This is a genomic window from Pseudomonas sp. R1-1 (assembly GCF_051132135.1).
Lineage (GTDB): Bacteria > Pseudomonadota > Gammaproteobacteria > Pseudomonadales > Pseudomonadaceae > Aquipseudomonas.
The window spans coordinates 5315917-5334254 of the sequence record NZ_CP071663.1 but is presented as its reverse complement, the minus strand read 5'-3'; the positions used below and the strand labels follow the sequence as shown (position 1 = coordinate 5334254).

Here is an 18338-nt window from a genome sequence, read left to right as displayed (position 1 = left end):
GATGGCGCTGGCCAAGGAGTGCATGTTGTGGCTGACGAAGCGGTCCTGGAAGCGCATGCGTTTCAACGCTTTTAATTTCACCAAATCCCACCCACAAAAAAAGACGCCCTAAGGCGTCTTCTTCGTCGAGTTGGTGGAGCCGGGGGGATTTGAACCCCCGTCCGCCAGTACTCCGCTGTCGGTACTACATGCGTAGCCGTGTCTATTAAGTTAACCCTCAGCGACCCGACGGGCAGGGTGCTTTGGGCGAGTTGTGTAAGTTTTAGCCGCTTCGTCCACAACGTACTGCACGGCGATTCTGTTCTATATGACAATCATTTCGGGTTTACAGACATCCCCTGATGATTGCTGGACCCGAAGGTACCAGGAGCATTGTCAGCTGCAATTAAGCAGCGAGAGCAACACCGTATTGGTCGTCATTGGCAACTATAAGTAGTTGCAACAGTGGATTTACGACTTCTGTTACCAAGTCGGCATGCACCTAGAGTTTCGCAACCGGCGTCGAATCCTAAACGGCCCCGAACTCATTGCTCAGCGAATCTGTTTGAGCAACAAGCCTGCACAGTGTACGCCAATCAGCCCGCGAGGCCAACCCGCAGGTTGGCCCTGTCACGGTCACTTGTTGGTGCCATCGGAGGTTTTTCTGATTTCGAGGATGGTCTGCTGGGTTTCCGCGACGCAATCGTCGATCTTGCCTTCGGCCTTCAAGGCCTTGGCCTTGTTGACGCTGGCTTCGACGCGGCTGTTGAGTTCCGCAGACGACTGGTACTGCGTCTTGGCGTTGGTGATGGTTTGAATATTGGCATCACACAGATCGGCTGGCTTGTCAGCGGCAAACGAAGTGGAGGCCATCATCGAGGCAGTAACGAACAGACCTAACAGTACAGAACGCTTCATGTGTATCTCCTTGAACTGAGGGATCCAGGCTTCGCTGACCATGGGACGGGCCACCGAATGGAGGAAAAGCCCCGATTGTTCGGGGCTTGTTCTGTGGACTGCCGTCTCGCTCAAGGGTTCTATTTTTCTTCAGACGGCTTTTGCACGGGTCACCCGGTCCACCAGATAGACCAGGCCGTGGTAGTCGATGCCGCCATGTTGCGTCAGGCCGATTTCGCACGTGCGGCTGGTGGAAATGCCTTCGCTGCATTGTTGCACCGCATCCTTGAGCGTGCGCAGCGAGTGGCTGTTGAGCTCTGGCGTGGTGAAGCCTTTGTCGCCGGCAAACCCGCAGCAATGAATGCCTTCGGGGATGACCACGTTTTTGCTGCATTTGCGCGCCAGTTCGATCAGCGCCTGGCTTTCGCCCAGGTGCTGGGTGCTGCAGGTCACGTGTACGGCAATCGGTGCATCTTGCGGGGTGAAGTCCAGGCGATCTGCCAGATGAGTACGGATGAAACGCACCGGATCGTACAGATCCAGTCGCGATTCGCCGACATCCTGTACCAGCCGCAACGTACACGGGCTGGTGTCGCAATAGATCGGGTCGAGCCCGCCGCGGCTGGCGTGCAGCAGTGCGCTGATCAATTCCTGGCGCTTGTGTTCGGCCTGTTCGGCGTAGCCCTTGGAGGCGAACGGCTGACCGCAGCAAAGGTTGTCGAGATTGTCCGGGAACACCACCTGGTAACCGGCTTTTTCCAGCAGGCCGCGGGTTTTGTCGTAGAGCGACATTTGCTCTTTATCGCCCGCCGCCGGGCCCATGACCCGTGATACGCACGCGGCCAGGTACACCACGCGCGGGCGCTCGTCTGCCACGTTCGGGCTGAAGCGAATAGCTTTTTCCGGCTGCGGCATGGCGTTGCTCCACAGCGGCACCTGGCCTTTGGACAAGCGGGTCAGGGTTGCCGACAGCTTCGCCAGACGTGGTGCGCCGAGCAGCATCCGCGCGCCGTTGGCGACATGCAGGGTGAAGCGTGCGCCTTGCAGGGTCTTGGCGAAATTTCCTTCGATCCAGTCAGCGGTTTTCTGACGGGTTGCGTGTCGGCCGCGAAGCTTTTTCACCAGCTCGCCGGTATTGATGCCGACCGGGCAGCGTTGCGCGCACAGACCGGTCGCCGCGCAGGTTTCGATGCCTTGGTACTCGTAGGCTTCTTCCAGCTCGCGGGTGTCGATGCCGGCGCGTTTTTTCGCCTGAATATCGCGCCAGATGACGATGCGCTGGCGCGGGCTCAGGGTCAGGCCTTTCGACGGGCAGACCGGTTCGCAGAAACCGCACTCGATGCACTTATCCACAATCTCGTCAGCCGCGGGCAGCGGTTTCAGGTGCTTGAGATGGATCTGCGGATCTTCGCTGAGGACCACGTCGGGGTTGAGAATGCCGCTGGGGTCGAGCAGGCGTTTGAGCTGCCACATCAACTGATAGGCGTCGCTGCCCCATTCCAGTTCGACGAACGGCGCCATGTTGCGCCCGGTGCCGTGCTCGGCTTTCAGCGAACCGCGAAATTCCACCGCCACGAGTTGCGCGACGTCGTCCATGAACGCTTGATAGCGTGCGACTTCTTCCGGGTTGTTGAAGCCTTGGGTGAAGACGAAGTGCAGATTGCCTTCCAGCGCGTGTCCGAAAAGAATCGCTTCGGCGTAGGCATGTTTGTCGAACAGCTCGATCAGGCGATTGACGCCGATGGCCAGTTGCTCGACCGGAAAGGTCACGTCTTCGATGATCACCGTAGTGCCGGTTTTACGCACGGCGCCGACGGCGGGGAAGGTGTCCTTGCGGATCGCCCATAATCGGGCGTTTTCCACAGGGTCCTCGGTGAAGTCGACCTGCTTCTCCACCGGAAAACCGCTGAGCGACGCCATGATCTGCGCCAATTGTTCCTGCAGCAACGTGGAAGATGCGGCGCGGGATTCGATGAGCAAGGCGCAGGCATTGTTCGACAGCTGTTGTACGAAAGCAGGCATGCCCGGTTTGTCTTGCACCGAGCGCAGGCTGCGCCGGTCGAGCAATTCGACGGCGGACACCGGTTGGCTTTTCAGCACGCTGACCGCGTTGCAGCAGGTCTCCACATCGGGGAAGACAATCAGCGCCGAGGCTTTGTTCGGGTGGTCGATAACGGTGTCGTAGGTCACCGCACTGATGAAGCCCAGCGTACCTTCGGAGCCGACCAGCAGGTGGCTCAAGATATCCACAGGCTCGTCGAAATCCACCAGGGCATTGAGCGACAGGCCGGTGGTATTTTTCAAACGGTATTTGTGGCGGATTCGTGCGGCCAGTTCGGCATTCGCGCGGGTCTCGCGGCCCAATGTCGCCAAGCGTTCGAGCAGCTCGCCGTGGCTTGCGCGAAATGCCGCGACGCTGGCAGGGTCTTCGGTGTCGAGGCGGGTGCCGTCAGCCAGCACCAGACGAATCCCGGCCAGGGTGTGATAGGTGTTTTGCGCGGTACCGCAGCACATGCCGCTGGCGTTGTTGGCGACGATGCCGCCGATTTTGCAGGCGTTGATCGACGCCGGGTCCGGGCCGATCTTGCGTCCGAACGGCGCCAGCCAGGCGTTGGCCTGCGCGCCGATAACGCCCGGTTGCAGACGGATCTGCGTGCCTTGGCCACGGATCTCGCGGGCGTTCCAGTTATCCCCAAGTACGATCAGCACCGAATCGCTGATCGCCTGGCCGGACAGACTGGTGCCGGCGGCGCGGAAGGTCACCGGGACATGGTCGCGCTGGGCCAGTTTCAGCAATGCCACGACTTCGTCTTCGGACTCGACGCGGATCACCAGTTGCGGAATCAAGCGATAGAAACTGGCGTCGGTGCCGAAGGCCAGCGTTGATAGCGGATCGTCAAAACGGCGCTCGGCCGGGATCAGTTGCTCAGCGTCACGCAGGAAAGCGGCAGGAAGACTCATTGATCCTCCAGAATCAGCACGACCAAATCTTTCGGGCCGTGGGCGCCGTAGGCCAGCACTTGCTCGATGTCAGCGGTTTTCGACGGACCGGACACCAGCAGAGCGTTGGTCGGCATGCCTTGCGCCCATTCGAATTCCGCTTGCACCTGATAGAAGTTGTCGCGAATTTCGCTGGCCTTGAGCAGGGCGAAATGCACCGGCGGTACCAGGCTCATCAAGCGCGGCTCTTCACGGGTAGGCCAGATAATCAGGCTGCCGGTCGCGGCGATCGCACCGAGAGTGCCGGTGAGGCTGGCAGGGGTGTCGTTGAACAGCTCGGCTTTCCATTCTTCTACCGGCCGGTCGTAGGATTTCAGTGCTGGCAGCTCGGGATTGTTCGCCCAGTGTTGTGTGATGCGTTGCCCGTGCGGTGTCGTCGGGGCGATCAGCAGACTTGGCAACTGGCGATCCCGCAGCAATTGCGCGAGCAGCGCCGGCCATGCTTCGGCCGAGGTCAGATGGATTTCGGTGTGTACCGCTTCCATCAATTTGCGCAGTTGCGGGATGCGCTGTTCGGCGCTGTAGGTGTAAGGCTGCGTCACCAGTTCGACGTCGAAATTGTCGGCGATTGGCGTGGTGCCGGTCAGACTTTTCCTGAGTTTGCCGAGGATGTTTTGCTTGGCGCTCATCAACGATCTCCCTGTTTGGCCAGATGCTCGCGGGCCATGTCGTGCAGTGAGCGAGCGGCGGGTTTCGGTGCGCTGTGGTTTTGTGTCCACGGGCCGACATTTTTCGGCGTGATCGCGCGCAGCCGGGTGGCGAAGAAAGCGAACAGGCGATACAGCGTTGGCGAGCTGTTGAGTTTCACCCAGGCGTTCCAGATCAAGCGCTCCTTGCGCGAATACTTGCTGCCCTGACCGCGCATCACTTGGTGCGGCGAGTCCGGCGCTTTGACGTTTTCTTCGCGCAAGCGGCGCAAAATGGCCGGGATCGGAATTTTCACCGGGCACACTTCACCGCAGGCGCCGCACAGCGAGGACGCGCTCGGGTGGTCCGGGACTTTCGCCAGGCCGACCATGTGCGGGGTGATGATTTTGCCGATCGGCCCCGGATACACCTCGCCATAGGTGTGGCCGCCGACGCGGGTGTACACCGGGCAATGATTCATGCAGGCGCCGCAGCGGATGCAGTTGAGAGTCTGGCGCAATTCACTGTCGGCGAAGGCCTGGCTGCGGCCGTTGTCGAGTAGCACCAGATGCACTTCCTGCGGGCCGTCGAGTTCGTGTTCCTTGCGCGGGCCGGAGATCATGTTGACGTAAGTGGTGATCGGAATGCCCAGTGCCGAGCGGGTCAGCAGCGACAGCAACGGCACCACGTCGCGCAGGTTTTCCACGACTTTTTCGATGCCGGTGACGGCGATGTGCACCGGCGGCACGCTGGTAGTCATGCGGCCATTGCCTTCGTTTTCCACCAGCAGCAGGGTGCCGGTTTCGGCCACGGCGAAGTTGACGCCGGAGACGCCGATGTCGGCTTCGAAGAATTTCTGCCGCAAGACACGGCGACCGATCTGAATGAGTTGGTCAACGTCCTTGGTGTACTCCACGCCAAGTTTGTCGTGGAACAAGGACGCGACCTGACCGGCATTCTTGTGGATCGCCGGCATAATGATGTGTGAAGGCTTCTCGTGGTCGAGCTGGACGATGTATTCCCCCATGTCGGACTCCAGACATTCAATGTCCCGAGCCTCGAGGAAATGGTTCATCTCCATCTCTTCGCTGACCATCGATTTGCCCTTGATCACTTGCCGCGCCTCGTGAGCGCGGATGATCGAGAGGACGATGCCATTGGCTTCGTCCACCGTTTCCGCCCAATGCACTGTCACACCGTTGCGGGTCAGGTTCTGTTCCAGTTGCTCAAGCAAATCGGGCAACCTGGACAGCGCGCGGGCCTTGATCGAATTGCCCAGTGCGCGCAAATGTTCTCGTTCATGGTCATCACTGAAAGCGGCGGCGCGCTTGGTCATCAGTGAGTCCATGGCAGTGCGGAAGTTGTTCCGCAGTTGCTGATCACCGAGGGCGTTGTGCGCCCGGGTGCGGAAATCTTCTTCTACGGCGACCGTAGGAATAATCGTCGAGGTGCTCATTGTGCACCTCCGGTTCGTTGCCAGAGGAAGCTCGCCAGGTGTTGCCCGCGCAGCGCTTCCCGTTGTTTCTCCAGTGCGCCGTTGATGTTCATCAGGCAGCCACAGTCGGCACTGAGAACCTGATGCGCGCCGGATTCCTTCAAGGCCCGGGTCTTGTCAGCCACCATCGCCCCGGAAATGTCTGGCATACGGACGCTGAATGTTCCGCCGAAGCCACAGCATTCGCTTTCGTGGTCGTGGTTGACCCGTTCCACGTTGCTCAGCTGCGCCAACAACTCGCGGCCGTGCAGGTGGGTGTTCATTTCGCGACGTGCCGAACACGAGGTGTGCAGCGCGACTTTCACCGGTTCGCCGCTGTCCTTGAGCTGCACCTTGCAGACGAACAGCAGAAACTCGGCCAGTTCATAGGTGCGGGCCGCGAGGGCGTGAACCTGTTTCAGCGTTTCCGGCTCGTCCTTGAACAAGTCGGCGTAATGTTCACGCAACATGCCGGCGCAGGAACCCGACGGCACCACCACCGGATAATCCCCGGCAAACAACGCCAGTTGCGAGCGCGCTACGGTCCGCGCCTGCTCGGTGTAACCCGAGGTGTAGGCCGGTTGCCCGCAGCAGCTCTGCCCTTGCGGGTACTCGACCCGAATGCCTTCGCGCTCCAGCAAGTGGATCGCGTCCATCCCGGCTTCGGGGTAGAACAGGTCAACCACACACGTGCCGAACAGGTAGACCCGCGACGGTTTCTCGCTGGGGTATTGCCGAGGTTCGGGCAGTGGCGGCGCCACGCGGGTCGCGTTTGGCACAGCGTTGTAAAAAAAATCGCTCATCAGGCGTGTCTCCGGGTGGTCCCGGTTATCCGTCTGCGGCGGCTGCTGAATATAGAGCGCATTGCTTTCAGCAGCCTTACAGACCCGGTGGTGAATGGCTGACGCCGGATCACGGGCCGGCGTCGGTTATTGCTGTGTTGCTTGTAGGTTTAGTGCACCAGCATGCCGGTGAACCAGTAGGCCTGAGCCAAGGTGATCAAACCGACGATCGTTGCAAAGAATAGGCTGTGCTTGAGGGTGAAGCGGAACAGATCCGATTCCTTGCCCACCAGCCCGGTCGCGGCGCAGGCCACGGCGATCGATTGTGGCGAGATCATTTTGCCGGTCACGCCGCCACTGGTATTGGCGGCCACCAGCAAGGTGTCGTTGACGCCGATCTGGTGCGCGGTGGTCGCTTGCAGCGAACTGAACAGCGCGTTGGACGAGGTATCGGAGCCAGTGAGGAACACGCCCAGCCAGCCAAGGAACGGCGAGAAGAATGGGAATGCAGCGCCGGTGCCGGCCAGTACCAGGGCCATGGTTGACGACATGCCCGAGTAGTTGGTGACGAAGGCGAACGCCAGCACCATGCCGATCGACAGAATCGGCCAGCGCAGTTCGTAGAAAGTTTCCTTAAAAGTGGTCAGACCAGTTTTTAAATTGATCTTCAGCACCAGCATCGAAATCAGCGCAGAGAAGAAAATCGCTGTGCCGGTCGCAGAAATCGGGTCGAGTTTGAATACCGCAGGAATGGCCGTTGGATTCGCCACGATCGGCGCAGTCTTGATCACCAGTTGATCAAGATGCGGAATCGCGAAGTTGAACACCCAGCTGTACATCGAGCCGCCCGCAGCGAACATCGCCTTGAAAGGCTTCAGCGTCCAGATCGTCACCAGCACAGTAAGAATCAGGAACGGCGACCACGCCTTGAAAATTTCCCCAAGGCTGTAAGGCGAAGCCACGGTGGTGCGCTTCTGGCCGAAACCGCCGACGCTGGCGCTGACTACCGAGGCGGAAACGGCACCGGCGATGTGTTGGCCGGCGGCGCGTTTTGGCTGCCAGATTTTCAGGAACAGCGTCAGGGAAATCAGACTGGCCAGCGCCGAGGTGATGTCCGGCAGTTCCGGGCCGATGAAGTTCGACGTGAAGTATTGCGTGATGGCGAAGCTCAAGCCCGCGACCAGCGCGGCCGGCCAGGTTTCGCGCACACCACGCAGGCCGTCCATCATGAACACCAGCCAGAACGGCACGAACAGCGACAGCAGCGGCAGTTGGCGACCAGTCATGGCGCCGATCTTGAAGGCGTCGATGCCGGTGACCTGGCCGGCGACGATGATCGGAATCCCCAGCGCACCAAAGGCAACCGGTGCAGTGTTGGCAATCAGGCACAAGCCAGCGGCGTAGAGCGGATTGAAACCAAGACCCACCAGCAGCGCAGCGGTGATCGCCACGGGCGCGCCGAAACCGGCGGCGCCTTCGAGGAACGCACCGAAGCAGAAACCGATCAGCAGCACTTGCAGGCGCTGGTCGTCAGTGATCGACAGCACCGAGCTGCGAATGACCTCGAACTGGCCGCTCTTGACCGTCAATTTGTAGAGGAACACCGCCGCGACAATGATCCAGGCAATCGGCCACAGACCGTAGGCGAAGCCATACCCGGCCGCAGCGAACGCCATATCGATCGGCATCTGGAAGGCGAAGATCGCCACGGCAATCGACAGCGCCAGCGTGATGCTGCCCGCGACATGGCCCTTGAGGCGAAACACCGCCAGGGCGAGAAAGAAGAACACGATGGGAATGACGGCCGCGAGTGCGGAGACGCCGAGACTGCCGAGCGGGCTGTAGAGCTGTTGCCAGGTTTGCATAGTGGGGTGGCCCCTAATTGTTGTTGGTCAGGCACTGTCAGCGTTCTTGGATAATTGGTAAGACCAATTTACAATCGCTGTTGGCTAGGGTAAAAGCCTTGATATCGGTGTGTCAATTTGCCGCCCTAAAACTTTTTTCGAACATGCGGTGCAGATCGCATCTGCTCCGCTTTCGGCAGGTGGCGTCTGCCAGGTGCCGGCAGGGCGCCGATAGGCCAGAATAGAGAGCCCGGCGAGCGGTCGGGATCGTGGAGAAATGAGTTATGGGGTTTGATCAGATACGTTCGCGCCGTTTGTCTGACGACATTGTCGAGCGGCTCGAGGGGATGATTCTCGAGGGCACGCTGAAGTCCGGTGAGCGACTGCCGGCGGAGCGCATGCTGGCCGAGCAATTTGGCGTATCACGTCCGTCGCTGCGCGAGGCGATCCAGAAACTCGCGGCCAAGGGCTTGCTGGTCAGCCGTCAGGGCGGCGGCAATTATGTGGTCGAAAGCCTGGGGTCGACGTTCAGCGATCCGCTGTTGCAACTGCTCGAAAGCAACCCCGAGGCGCAGCGGGATCTGTTGGAGTTTCGCCACACTCTGGAAGCATCGTGTGCCTATTACGCTGCATTGCGCGCCACCGATGTAGATCGCGAGCGCCTGACCGCCGCGTTCGAAGAGCTACAGGACTGCTATTCGCGCCACGAAGAAGTGAGTCGGGCGGAGGAGGGCGCGGCCGATGCGAAATTCCATCTGGCAATTGCCGAGGCCAGCCACAACGCGGTGTTGCTGCACACCATTCGCGGGCTGTTCGATCTGCTCAAGCGCAACGTCGTGACCAACATCGGCGGCATGTACAAGCAGCGCACGGAGACCCGCGACATGCTGATTACGCAGCATCGGGAATTGTATCTGGCGATTATCGAAGGCCGTGCGGAGCAGGCGCGGGAAGTGTCCAGCCGCCACATTCTGTATGTGCAGGAAGTGCTGGAAGAGGTTCGGCAGGAGGTTCAGCGGATGGCGCGGGCGGAGCGGCGCAAGGGGATGTAGTTAGTTCTGCAAACGATCGTTCCCACGCTCTGCGTGGGAATGCATCCCGTGACGCTCCGCGTCACAATGCGGACGCAGAGCGTCCATTGCTGCATTCCCACGCAGAGCGTGGGAACGATCAGGGTGGAAAGGTTAGTCTTCCTTGCCCTTGTTGCGCACCGCGCGCTGCAATTCGCGACCGGCATCGCGTTCGCGCTCGGTGTCACGCTTGTCGTATTCCTTCTTGCCCTTGCCCAGAGCAATCTCGCACTTGACCATGTGCTTGCTCCAGTACCAGGACAGGCAGACGCAGGCGTAACCCTTTTGCTGCACGGCGGCGGCGAGCTTGTCCAGCTCGCGGCGGTTGAGCAGCAGCTTGCGCGTGCGCACCGGGTCGGCGATGACGTGGGTACTTGCGGTCATCAGCGGCGTGATGTGGCTGCCGAGCAACCACGCTTCGCCATCCTTGAGCAGCACGTAGCTGTCGACCAGCTGTAGCTTGCTCGCCCGCAGACTTTTTACTTCCCAGCCGGCCAGGACCAGACCAGCCTCGAACTTGTGCTCGATGAAGTAATCGTGTCGCGCCTTTTTGTTTTGCGCGATGGTCCCTGTTGGGTGTTTCTTCTGTTTAGCCATAGGGGCGGCATTATATGGAGTTGTTCGGCTGTCGGCTACGGTGATGCTGCGTGCTTGAGCAGGTTGAGTGAATCCCGGACAATGCGGCCTCTTTTTCTAACGCTTGGGCGTGATAAACGATGTCGACAGACAAGGTTTCTGTCCACGGCAGTTGGGCTAGCCGCTGGGTATTCATACTCGCCGCGACCGGTTCGGCCGTGGGACTGGGTAGTATCTGGAAGTTCCCCTACATGGTCGGGGTCTACGGCGGCGGCGCCTTTGTGCTGATGTTTCTGGCCTGCATCGCGCTGATCGGCGTGCCGGTGATGCTCGCTGAAACCCTGATCGGCCGGCGCGCCCGGCAAAGTCCGGCAAATGCTTTAAAAGTGCTAGCGCTGGAAGCCGGGCACTCGCCCAAGTGGTCGTGGGGCGCTTTCGCCGGGATGATCACGGCATTGCTGATCCTGTCTTTCTATAGCGTGGTCGGTGGCTGGTCGCTGGACTACATCGTCGACATGGGCCGCGGCGACTTCCAGGGCGCGACACCTGATCAGGTCGGCGCGTATTTCGGTAATGTCATCGCCGATCCATGGCGCCTGACACTTTGGCACACGATTTTCATGCTGCTCTCGGCGTTCGTCATCGCCAGAGGCGTGGTTGCCGGCCTGGAACGCAGCCTGCGGATCATGATGCCGCTGTTGTTCGTGATGATTCTGGTGTTGCTGGGCTACAGCATGACCACCGGGCATTTCATGGAAGGTGTGCATTTCATGTTCGACTTCCATCCGGAAAAGGTTCTGGATGGCTTGTTGCCGGCGATGGGGCACGCGTTCTTCTCGCTGAGCGTCGGTGTCGGTTCGATCATGATCTACGGCGCCTACATGCCGAAGAACACCTCGCTGTCGCGTACCGTGGTGGGTGTCGCGTTGCTCGATACGTTCGTGTCGCTCGTTGCCGGTCTGGCGTTGTTTCCGATTGTGTTTGCGGCCGGCCTGAACCCGAGTGAGGGGCCGGGGCTGATGTTCGTCAGCCTGCCATTTGCCTTTGGTAACGTGGTTTTCGGCCAGTTGATGGGCGTGGTATTTTTCGTGCTGGTTGCGGTCGCGGCCTGGAGCTCGGCGATTTCGCTGCTTGAGCCGATGGTCGCCTACCTGGTCGAGCGCACGAAAATCAGTCGCGCCTGGGTCACGTTCTGGCTGGCCTTCACCTGCTGGTTCGTCGGTCTGGGCACGGTGTTTTCCTTCAATATCTGGAAGGAAGCCAAGTTTTTCGTGAACGAAGGCGGAGTGTTCAGCCTCTACCAATGGGGCGCGAAGAGCGGTCTGGACTTCTTCGGTGTGATCGATTTCTTCACCTCGCGGATCATGTTGCCCGTCGGTGGCTTGTGTTTCGTGTTGTTCGCCGGATGGGTGATGGGGCGTGAGGCGGTGCGCGACGAGTTGTCGATCCGCAACCCGGCACTGTTTGCCCTGTCCCTGTTCTTGATGCGCTACGTGGCGCCTATCGGCATTCTTGTAGTATTTGCCGCTCAGCTCTGGAAGTAACGCTTACATGACGACACATATTCAACGATCCGCGCTGCTGCCTTACCCGGCGCAGTTTCTCTACGACCTGGTCAATGACGTGGCGCGGTATCCGGAATTCCTGCCGTGGTGTTCGGCCGCCGAGGTGCTGGAAAGCTCGCCGGAACACATGCGCGCCAGTGTCGGCGTGGCCAAGGGCGGTCTAAGCCAGCATTTCGTGACACGCAATACCTTGGTGCCGGGGCAGTCGATCGAGATGAACCTGGAGGAAGGTCCGTTCAATCAGTTGCACGGCGTTTGGGTGTTCAAGGCCTTGAACGAGAAGGCCTGCAAGATCAGCCTCGACCTTTCGTTCGATTACGCCGGGCCGCTGGTGCGTGCTACGTTGGGCCCATTGTTCAATCAGGCGGCCAATCAGTTGGTGGATGCTTTCTGCCAGCGCGCCAAACAGATGCATGGTCAGCCCGGTGCTTGAGATAGAAGTGGTGTATGCCGCGGTTGATCGCCAGGTGCTGCGTTCGATCAATGTGCCGGAGGGTATGACGGTTCGTGCGGCGGTGCAGGCGTCGGGAATCGCCGCCGACTTTCCTGAGCTCAAGCTGGATGAGTGCCCGTTGGGTATCTTCGGTAAAGCGGTCGCGGACACGCATGTGATTCAGGCGGGCGATCGCATTGAGATCTACCGGCCGCTGCTTGCCGATCCCAAGGAAGTGCGACGTTTGCGGGCAGCCAAAGCGGCAGAGGCCAAGGCCCGAAATCTTTGAGGCGAACATAACGCAGGCAATAAAAAACCCGGAATGTCCGGGTTTTTTATTGCCTCGCAAAATTATTGCGGCGAGGTGTCCAGCGGTTCTGGCGTTGGCACCGGAACGGTTTCCACACCATCGACGTCTTTCTGGATCTGATCCAGCAAGGAGCCTGGCTTGGCTGGTTTTTCAGCTTCTGGCTTCTCGGCGTTTTCAGCAGGCGCGGTGACGGTGGTGCCACTGTCCTTGCCGAGAATGGCTTCGTCACGGCTCACGCCCGGCATGAAGTCACCGGACAAGCTGACAAGCTGGTCGTTTGAGTTGAAAATAACGCTGACGCGTTCCTGTTGGCGTTCACCGCCACCCGGTTGCAGGCTGTACAGATAATCCCAGCGATCGGCATGGAACGTGTCGGCAAGCAGAGGGTTGCCCATGATAAACCGTACTTGCGGCCGGGTCATTCCCGGGCGTAACTGGTCTATCATGTCCTGCGTGACGACATTGCCCTGCTGGATGTCGATTTTGTAAACCCCGGGGAATGAACAACCGGCGAGTGCGAGCAGTCCCACAAAGGTGAAACTGGTTAGCAAGAGCTTGGTGTTTTGCATCGGTGGGCGACTTCCACTATCTTGGCTGGGACAACGTAAACGCCGATCATACCCGCATTAAGAGAAGCTGCGAAGCAGCATCGCGAGAAAGCTGACCATGGTTGAAAATAGCGAACTACGCAAAGCCGGCCTCAAAGTGACCCTGCCACGGGTCAAGATCCTGCAAATGCTCGACTCCACCGAGCAGCGCCACATGAGTGCCGAGGACGTCTACAAGGCGTTGATGGAAGCTGGCGAGGACGTCGGTCTGGCCACGGTTTACCGTGTTCTGACCCAGTTCGAAGCGGCCGGCCTCGTGGTCCGCCACAACTTCGACGGCGGCCACGCGGTCTTCGAACTGGCTGACGGTGGCCACCACGACCATATGGTCAACGTGGAATCGGGTGAAGTCATCGAATTCTTCGACGAAGAAATCGAAAAACTTCAGAAATCGATCGTCGAGAAGCATGGCTTCGAAATGGTTGATCACAACCTGGTGCTGTACGTACGCAAGAAAAAGTAAGCATGTCGCGCGAACTTCAGGTTCGCGAAACGAACGAAGGCGACCCAAGGGTCGCCTTCGTGCTTTCTGCTGCGGGTCAGGCCTTGGCCGTTACCACCATTTTTTTCGCATGGGCCAAGGATTCCTTGGTCAGATCGATGCCGCCGAGCATGCGTGCGACTTCTTCGATACGTTCGTTCTTGCTCAGCTTCGCGACAGCGGTGTGAGTGGCTTTTTCATCGCGGACCTTGTGCACAAATAGATGCTGATGCCCTTGCGCGGCCACTTGCGGCAAGTGCGTCACGGTCAGCACCTGGCCACGCTCGCCTAGACGTCGCAACAACTGGCCGACAATTTCCGCCGTTGGCCCGCCAATACCGACGTCCACTTCGTCGAACACCAGCGTCGGCACGCGTGACGTCTGCGCTGTGATCACCTGAATCGCCAGGCTGATCCGTGACAGCTCACCACCAGAGGCTACTTTCGCCAGGGCTTTCAACGGTTGACCGGGGTTGGCGCTGACCAGCAATTCAACCTGCTCCAGCCCGTTGGGTTGCAGTTCGTCGCCACTGTTGGCTTTCAATTCGATGGTAAAGCGACCGCCGGGCATGCCCAGGCGCTGAATTTCCTGTTCCACCGCGCTGGCGAGGCTGCCGGCTGCCTGATGGCGAAGGTCGCTCAGCTCGCGTGCTTTCTCCTGATAATGACGGGCATACGAGGCCAGCTCTTCACCCAGGCGCTCGATGGATTCGTCATTGGCATTCAGTGTTTCGATTTCATCCAGCAGTTTCTGCTGCATTTCGCCGACTTCGGTGGGCTGGATGCGGTGCTTGCGCGCCAGTGTGTAGATGGCGTCGAGACGTTCTTCCAGATATTGCAGGCGCGCCGGGTCGGCATCGAAATTGTCGAGGAAGCGGTTGAGCTCACCGACGGCTTCTTCGACCTGGATCTGTGCACTGGTCAGCAGGCTGCTGGCTTCGCCCAGCGCGCCGGCGGAATGGTTCACGCTCGACAGGCGATTGAGGCTGGCGGTCAGCGCATTCAGTACATTACCGGAATCGCTTTCGCTGCATTGTTCGACCACCTGGCGACAGATGCCCAGCAAGGTTTCGGCATTGGTCAGGTTCTTGTGTTCCTGCTCCAGTTGCTCCAGTTCGTTCTCGCCGAGGCCGAGGTTTTCCAGCTCTTCGAGTTGATAGCTGAGCAGCTGATGACGTGCGCGTTGTTCGTCGCCGGAGTTGGACAAGCGCTCCAGTTCCTGACGAGTCTGGCGCCAGCGCTGGGCGGCAAGCTGCACCTGACGGGCCAGATCGGTGGCGCCGGCGTACTCATCCAGCAAGCGGCGGTGGGTATCGGTTTTCAGCAGCGACTGGTGTTCATGCTGGCTGTGGATATCGATCAGCAGTTCGCCAAGCGACTTGAGGTCGCCAAGTGGGCAGGGCGTGCCATTGATATAGCCGCGCGAGCGACCTTCGGAGGTGATGACCCGACGCAGAATGCACGGGCCGTCGATGTCCAGATCGCGCTCGGCCAGCCAGGCGCTGGCTTCCGGGATGTCGGCCAGATCGAACGTCGCCAGGATATCGGCCTTGTCGGCGCCCGGGCGCACTACGCCGCTGTCGGCGCGATCGCCCAGGGTCAGGCCCAGCGCGTCGAGCATGATCGACTTGCCGGCGCCGGTTTCCCCTGTGATCACGCTCATCCCGCGATCGAGTTCGAGATCGAGATGTTCAACGATGGCGTAGTTGTGTACGGACAGGTGCACCAGCATAAAGGCCGCTCCCAAGCTTGAGGTCTGGTTATTTATACAGTGTTTTGTTCGGGCCTGACAATGCCCCTGCTTAGCTCGATTCGCTTGGTCAGAAAACTTTCTTAGCGCATTCGAGAATGACTAATCAGCACTTTTTTGTAGGGACAATCGAATCCAGCCCTTGAAGCCTGATTTTGCGGCCCCATATATCGGGGCAGAAGCGCGAGTCAGGCTCGCGGACGTAATTGAAAGGAGAATTCTATGGCTGACGAATCGACAGTAGATCCGCAAAACCCAGAAGCCAATCAGGCGCCCGAAGGTTCGGGTGACGACCTGGCGACCCGTGTACAAGTGCTCGAAGAGCAATTGGCCGCCGCGCAGGATCAGTCTCTGCGTGTTGCTGCCGATCTGCAGAACGTCCGTCGCCGTGCCGAACAGGACGTCGAGAAGGCGCACAAGTTTGCTCTGGAGAAATTTGCCGGCGACTTGCTGCCTATCGTTGACAGTCTGGAGCGCGGCCTCGAACTGTCGAGCCCGGACGACGAAAGCATCCGTCCGATGCGCGAAGGCATCGAGCTGACGCTGAAAATGTTCCACGACACCCTCAAGCGTTATCAGCTGGAAGCGATCGACCCGCATGGCGAACCGTTCAACGCCGTTCAGCATCAGGCCATGGCCATGCAGGAAAGTGCTGACGTCGAACCGAACAGCGTGCTGAAGGTGTTCCAGAAAGGCTACCAGCTCAACGGTCGCCTGTTGCGCCCGGCCATGGTTGTGGTCAGCAAGGCTCCAGCGCCAGTTTCGCCTTCTATTGACGAGCAGGCTTGAAATTAGCCGCAAGGCCCCCATTTAGAAGTCAAGCGTTTAAGTATTACCGCAGTCAGCCACCACTGCTGCGGCAAAAAAATCAAAGTTTCGGGAGAGTGAACATGGGCAAAATTATCGGTATCGACCTGGGGACTACCAACTCCTGCGTCTCCGTGCTGGAAAACGGCAAGGCTAAAGTTATTGAAAACGCTGAAGGCGCGCGTACCACGCCGTCGATCATCGCGTACGCCAATGATGGCGAAATTCTGGTAGGTCAGTCGGCCAAGCGTCAGGCTGTGACCAACCCGCACAACACCCTGTACGCAGTTAAGCGTCTGATCGGTCGTCGTTTCGACGAAGAAGTTGTGCAGAAAGACATCCAGATGGTCCCTTACAAGATCGTCAAGGCTGACAACAATGACGCCTGGGTTGAAGTGAACGGCCAGAAAATGGCGCCGCCACAGATCTCGGCTGAAATCCTGAAAAAGATGAAGAAGACTGCCGAAGACTACCTCGGCGAAGCAGTGACCGAAGCGGTGATTACCGTTCCGGCCTACTTCAACGACAGTCAGCGTCAGGCGACCAAAGACGCCGGCCGCATCGCCGGTCTGGACGTTAAACGTATCATCAACGAACCAACCGCAGCCGCTCTGGCTTACGGTATGGACAAGGCCAAGGGCGATCACACCGTGATCGTTTATGACCTGGGTGGCGGTACTTTCGACGTTTCCGTGATCGAGATCGCTGAAGTTGACGGCGAACACCAGTTCGAAGTGCTGGCCACCAACGGTGACACGTTCCTGGGCGGTGAAGACTTCGACATTCGTCTGATCGACTACCTCGTTGACGAATTCAAGAAAGAAAGCGGCATGAACCTCAAAGGTGACCCGCTGGCCATGCAGCGCCTGAAAGAAGCCGCTGAGAAAGCCAAGATCGAGCTGTCGTCCGCTCAGTCGACCGACGTCAACCTGCCGTACATCACTGCAGACGCCACCGGTCCCAAGCACCTGAACGTGAAGATTTCGCGTGCCAAGCTCGAAGCACTGGTTGAAGACCTGGTTCAGCGCACCATCGAACCTTGCCGTATCGCCATGAAAGACGCCGGTATCGACGTTGGCGCGATCAACGACGTGATTCTGGTCGGCGGTCAGACCCGTATGCCACTGGTGCAAAAGCTGGTAACCGATTTCTTCGGTAAAGAAGCTCGCAAAGACGTTAACCCGGACGAAGCTGTTGCAATGGGTGCTGCAATCCAGGGCGCGGTTCTGGCTGGTGATGTTAAAGACGTTCTGCTGCTCGACGTCAGCCCGCTGACCCTGGGTATCGAAACCATGGGTGGCGTGATGACCGCGCTGATCGAGAAAAACACCACGATTCCTACCAAGAAATCGCAAGTGTTCTCGACTGCCGACGACAACCAGGGCGCTGTGACCATTCATGTTCTGCAGGGCGAGCGCAAGCAAGCTGCACAGAACAAGTCGCTGGGCAAGTTCGACCTGGCCGACATTCCACCTGCTCCACGTGGCGTGCCGCAGATCGAAGTGACCTTCGACATCGATGCCAACGGCATCCTGCACGTAGGTGCGAAAGACAAGGCCACCGGCAAGACTCAGTCGATCGTGATCAAGGCCAACTCCGGTCTGTCCGACGAAGAAATCGAGCGCATGGTGCGTGACGCCGAGGCGAATGCCGAGGAAGACCGCAAGTTCGAAGAGCTGGCCGCTGCCCGTAACCAGGGCGACGCACTGGTTCACTCGACTCGCAAGATGGTCGCTGACGCCGGTGACAAGGTGACTGCCGAAGAGAAAACTGCAATCGAAGCTGCCGTGGTTGCCCTCGAAGCCGCCGTCAAAGGCGACGACAAGGCTGCCATCGAAGCCAAGGTTGAAGAACTGTCGAAAGTCTCCGCTCCGGTTGCGCAGAAGATGTACGCCGAACAGGCTCAGCCAGCTGATGGCGCAGCCCCGCAAGGCGAGTCGGCCGAGAAGGCTGATGATGTTGTCGATGCAGAGTTCGAAGAAGTAAAAGACCAGAAGTAAGTTGTTGGTCGTCCGGTTGACTGCCTTGCGGCGGTGACTGGTAGGATGTCGCCGCGCGGGAGCTTGCTCCCGCGTTGGCGTATCTGGAATACGCGAATTTTTACAGCATGCGACAACGCTCGGATGTTGGCGGTA

The 18338-nt window shown here is 59.2% G+C and carries 16 protein-coding genes and 1 other RNA gene; 7 read left to right on the top strand and 10 right to left on the bottom strand.

Features of this window, described 5'->3' with window-relative positions; genetic code table 11:
- Positions 1-131: 131 nt before the first annotated feature.
- From ssrA to J3P75_RS23930, 7 genes are all read right to left on the bottom strand, one after another.
- Positions 132-520, bottom strand: a transfer-messenger RNA (tmRNA) gene (gene ssrA, locus J3P75_RS23960).
- A gap of 95 nt (positions 521-615) precedes the next feature.
- Entirely contained in the window at positions 616-897 is a 282-nt protein-coding gene (locus J3P75_RS23955) for a hypothetical protein (protein WP_203420685.1), read from the bottom strand.
- Positions 898-1026: 129 nt separating this feature from the next.
- Positions 1027-3837, bottom strand: coding sequence for an FAD-binding and (Fe-S)-binding domain-containing protein (locus J3P75_RS23950; RefSeq protein ID WP_434708408.1), 2811 nt, complete (start codon positions 3835-3837; stop codon positions 1027-1029).
- A complete protein-coding gene (locus J3P75_RS23945; RefSeq protein ID WP_434708407.1) occupies positions 3834-4505 on the bottom strand; it encodes a LutC/YkgG family protein in 672 nt (223 codons plus the stop codon). Before J3P75_RS23945 ends, J3P75_RS23950 begins: the two co-directional genes overlap by 4 nt.
- Entirely contained in the window at positions 4505-5959 is a 1455-nt protein-coding gene (locus J3P75_RS23940; protein WP_434708406.1) for a LutB/LldF family L-lactate oxidation iron-sulfur protein, read from the bottom strand. The genes J3P75_RS23945 and J3P75_RS23940 overlap by 1 nt, the downstream gene beginning before the upstream one ends.
- Positions 5956-6780 (bottom strand): (Fe-S)-binding protein, encoded by an 825-nt coding sequence (locus tag J3P75_RS23935; protein WP_434708405.1) that lies wholly within the window; start codon positions 6778-6780, stop codon positions 5956-5958. The genes J3P75_RS23940 and J3P75_RS23935 overlap by 4 nt, the downstream gene beginning before the upstream one ends.
- 149 nt (positions 6781-6929) lie before the next feature.
- The gene (locus J3P75_RS23930) at positions 6930-8624 is read right to left on the bottom strand and encodes a lactate permease LctP family transporter (protein ID WP_434708404.1); all 1695 of its coding nucleotides are present in this window, start codon (positions 8622-8624) and stop codon (positions 6930-6932) included.
- A gap of 263 nt (positions 8625-8887) precedes the next feature.
- Between J3P75_RS23930 and J3P75_RS23925 the strand changes: the two genes are divergently transcribed.
- Positions 8888-9655 carry an FCD domain-containing protein gene (locus J3P75_RS23925; RefSeq protein ID WP_434708403.1) on the top strand — a complete coding sequence of 256 codons (768 nt, stop codon included), beginning with the start codon at positions 8888-8890 and terminating at the stop codon, positions 9653-9655.
- A 132-nt stretch (positions 9656-9787) separates the two neighbouring features.
- Here the strand turns inward: J3P75_RS23925 and smpB are convergent, their stop codons facing one another.
- Complete coding sequence (gene smpB / locus J3P75_RS23920) at positions 9788-10270, bottom strand: SsrA-binding protein SmpB (RefSeq protein WP_007953781.1); 483 nt, start codon at positions 10268-10270, stop codon at positions 9788-9790.
- Positions 10271-10389: 119 nt separating this feature from the next.
- Here smpB and J3P75_RS23915 point away from each other — a divergent pair, with 119 nt between their 5' ends.
- The 3 genes from J3P75_RS23915 to J3P75_RS23905 are packed head-to-tail and all read left to right on the top strand — an operon-like array spanning position 10390 to position 12536.
- Positions 10390-11793: a sodium-dependent transporter gene (locus J3P75_RS23915; protein ID WP_090281358.1), complete on the top strand. Its 1404-nt coding sequence runs from the start codon at positions 10390-10392 to the stop codon at positions 11791-11793.
- A gap of 7 nt (positions 11794-11800) precedes the next feature.
- Positions 11801-12247, top strand: coding sequence for a type II toxin-antitoxin system RatA family toxin (locus tag J3P75_RS23910; RefSeq protein WP_394507535.1), 447 nt, complete (start codon positions 11801-11803; stop codon positions 12245-12247).
- The gene (locus J3P75_RS23905) at positions 12228-12536 is read left to right on the top strand and encodes an RnfH family protein (protein WP_434708402.1); all 309 of its coding nucleotides are present in this window, start codon (positions 12228-12230) and stop codon (positions 12534-12536) included. Before J3P75_RS23910 ends, J3P75_RS23905 begins: the two co-directional genes overlap by 20 nt.
- 62 nt (positions 12537-12598) lie before the next feature.
- Here J3P75_RS23905 and J3P75_RS23900 read toward each other — a convergent pair whose 3' ends face one another.
- Positions 12599-13126 (bottom strand): outer membrane protein assembly factor BamE, encoded by a 528-nt coding sequence (locus J3P75_RS23900; protein ID WP_093104791.1) that lies wholly within the window; start codon positions 13124-13126, stop codon positions 12599-12601.
- Between the two features lie 97 nt (positions 13127-13223).
- Between J3P75_RS23900 and fur the strand changes: the two genes are divergently transcribed.
- Positions 13224-13628 carry a ferric iron uptake transcriptional regulator gene (gene fur / locus J3P75_RS23895; protein WP_016771770.1) on the top strand — a complete coding sequence of 135 codons (405 nt, stop codon included), beginning with the start codon at positions 13224-13226 and terminating at the stop codon, positions 13626-13628.
- 76 nt (positions 13629-13704) lie between these two features.
- On the opposite strand, the gene recN is transcribed toward fur, so the two are convergent.
- Positions 13705-15378, bottom strand: a complete 1674-nt coding sequence (gene recN / locus J3P75_RS23890; protein WP_206415525.1) for a DNA repair protein RecN — start codon at positions 15376-15378, stop codon at positions 13705-13707.
- Positions 15379-15618: 240 nt separating this feature from the next.
- Between recN and grpE the strand changes: the two genes are divergently transcribed.
- On the top strand, positions 15619-16185 hold the full coding sequence (gene grpE / locus J3P75_RS23885) for a nucleotide exchange factor GrpE (protein ID WP_090281700.1): 567 nt from the start codon (positions 15619-15621) through the stop codon (positions 16183-16185).
- A gap of 101 nt (positions 16186-16286) precedes the next feature.
- Positions 16287-18203 carry a molecular chaperone DnaK gene (gene dnaK / locus J3P75_RS23880; RefSeq protein ID WP_090281701.1) on the top strand — a complete coding sequence of 639 codons (1917 nt, stop codon included), beginning with the start codon at positions 16287-16289 and terminating at the stop codon, positions 18201-18203.
- The last annotated feature ends 135 nt before the right edge of the window (positions 18204-18338 follow it).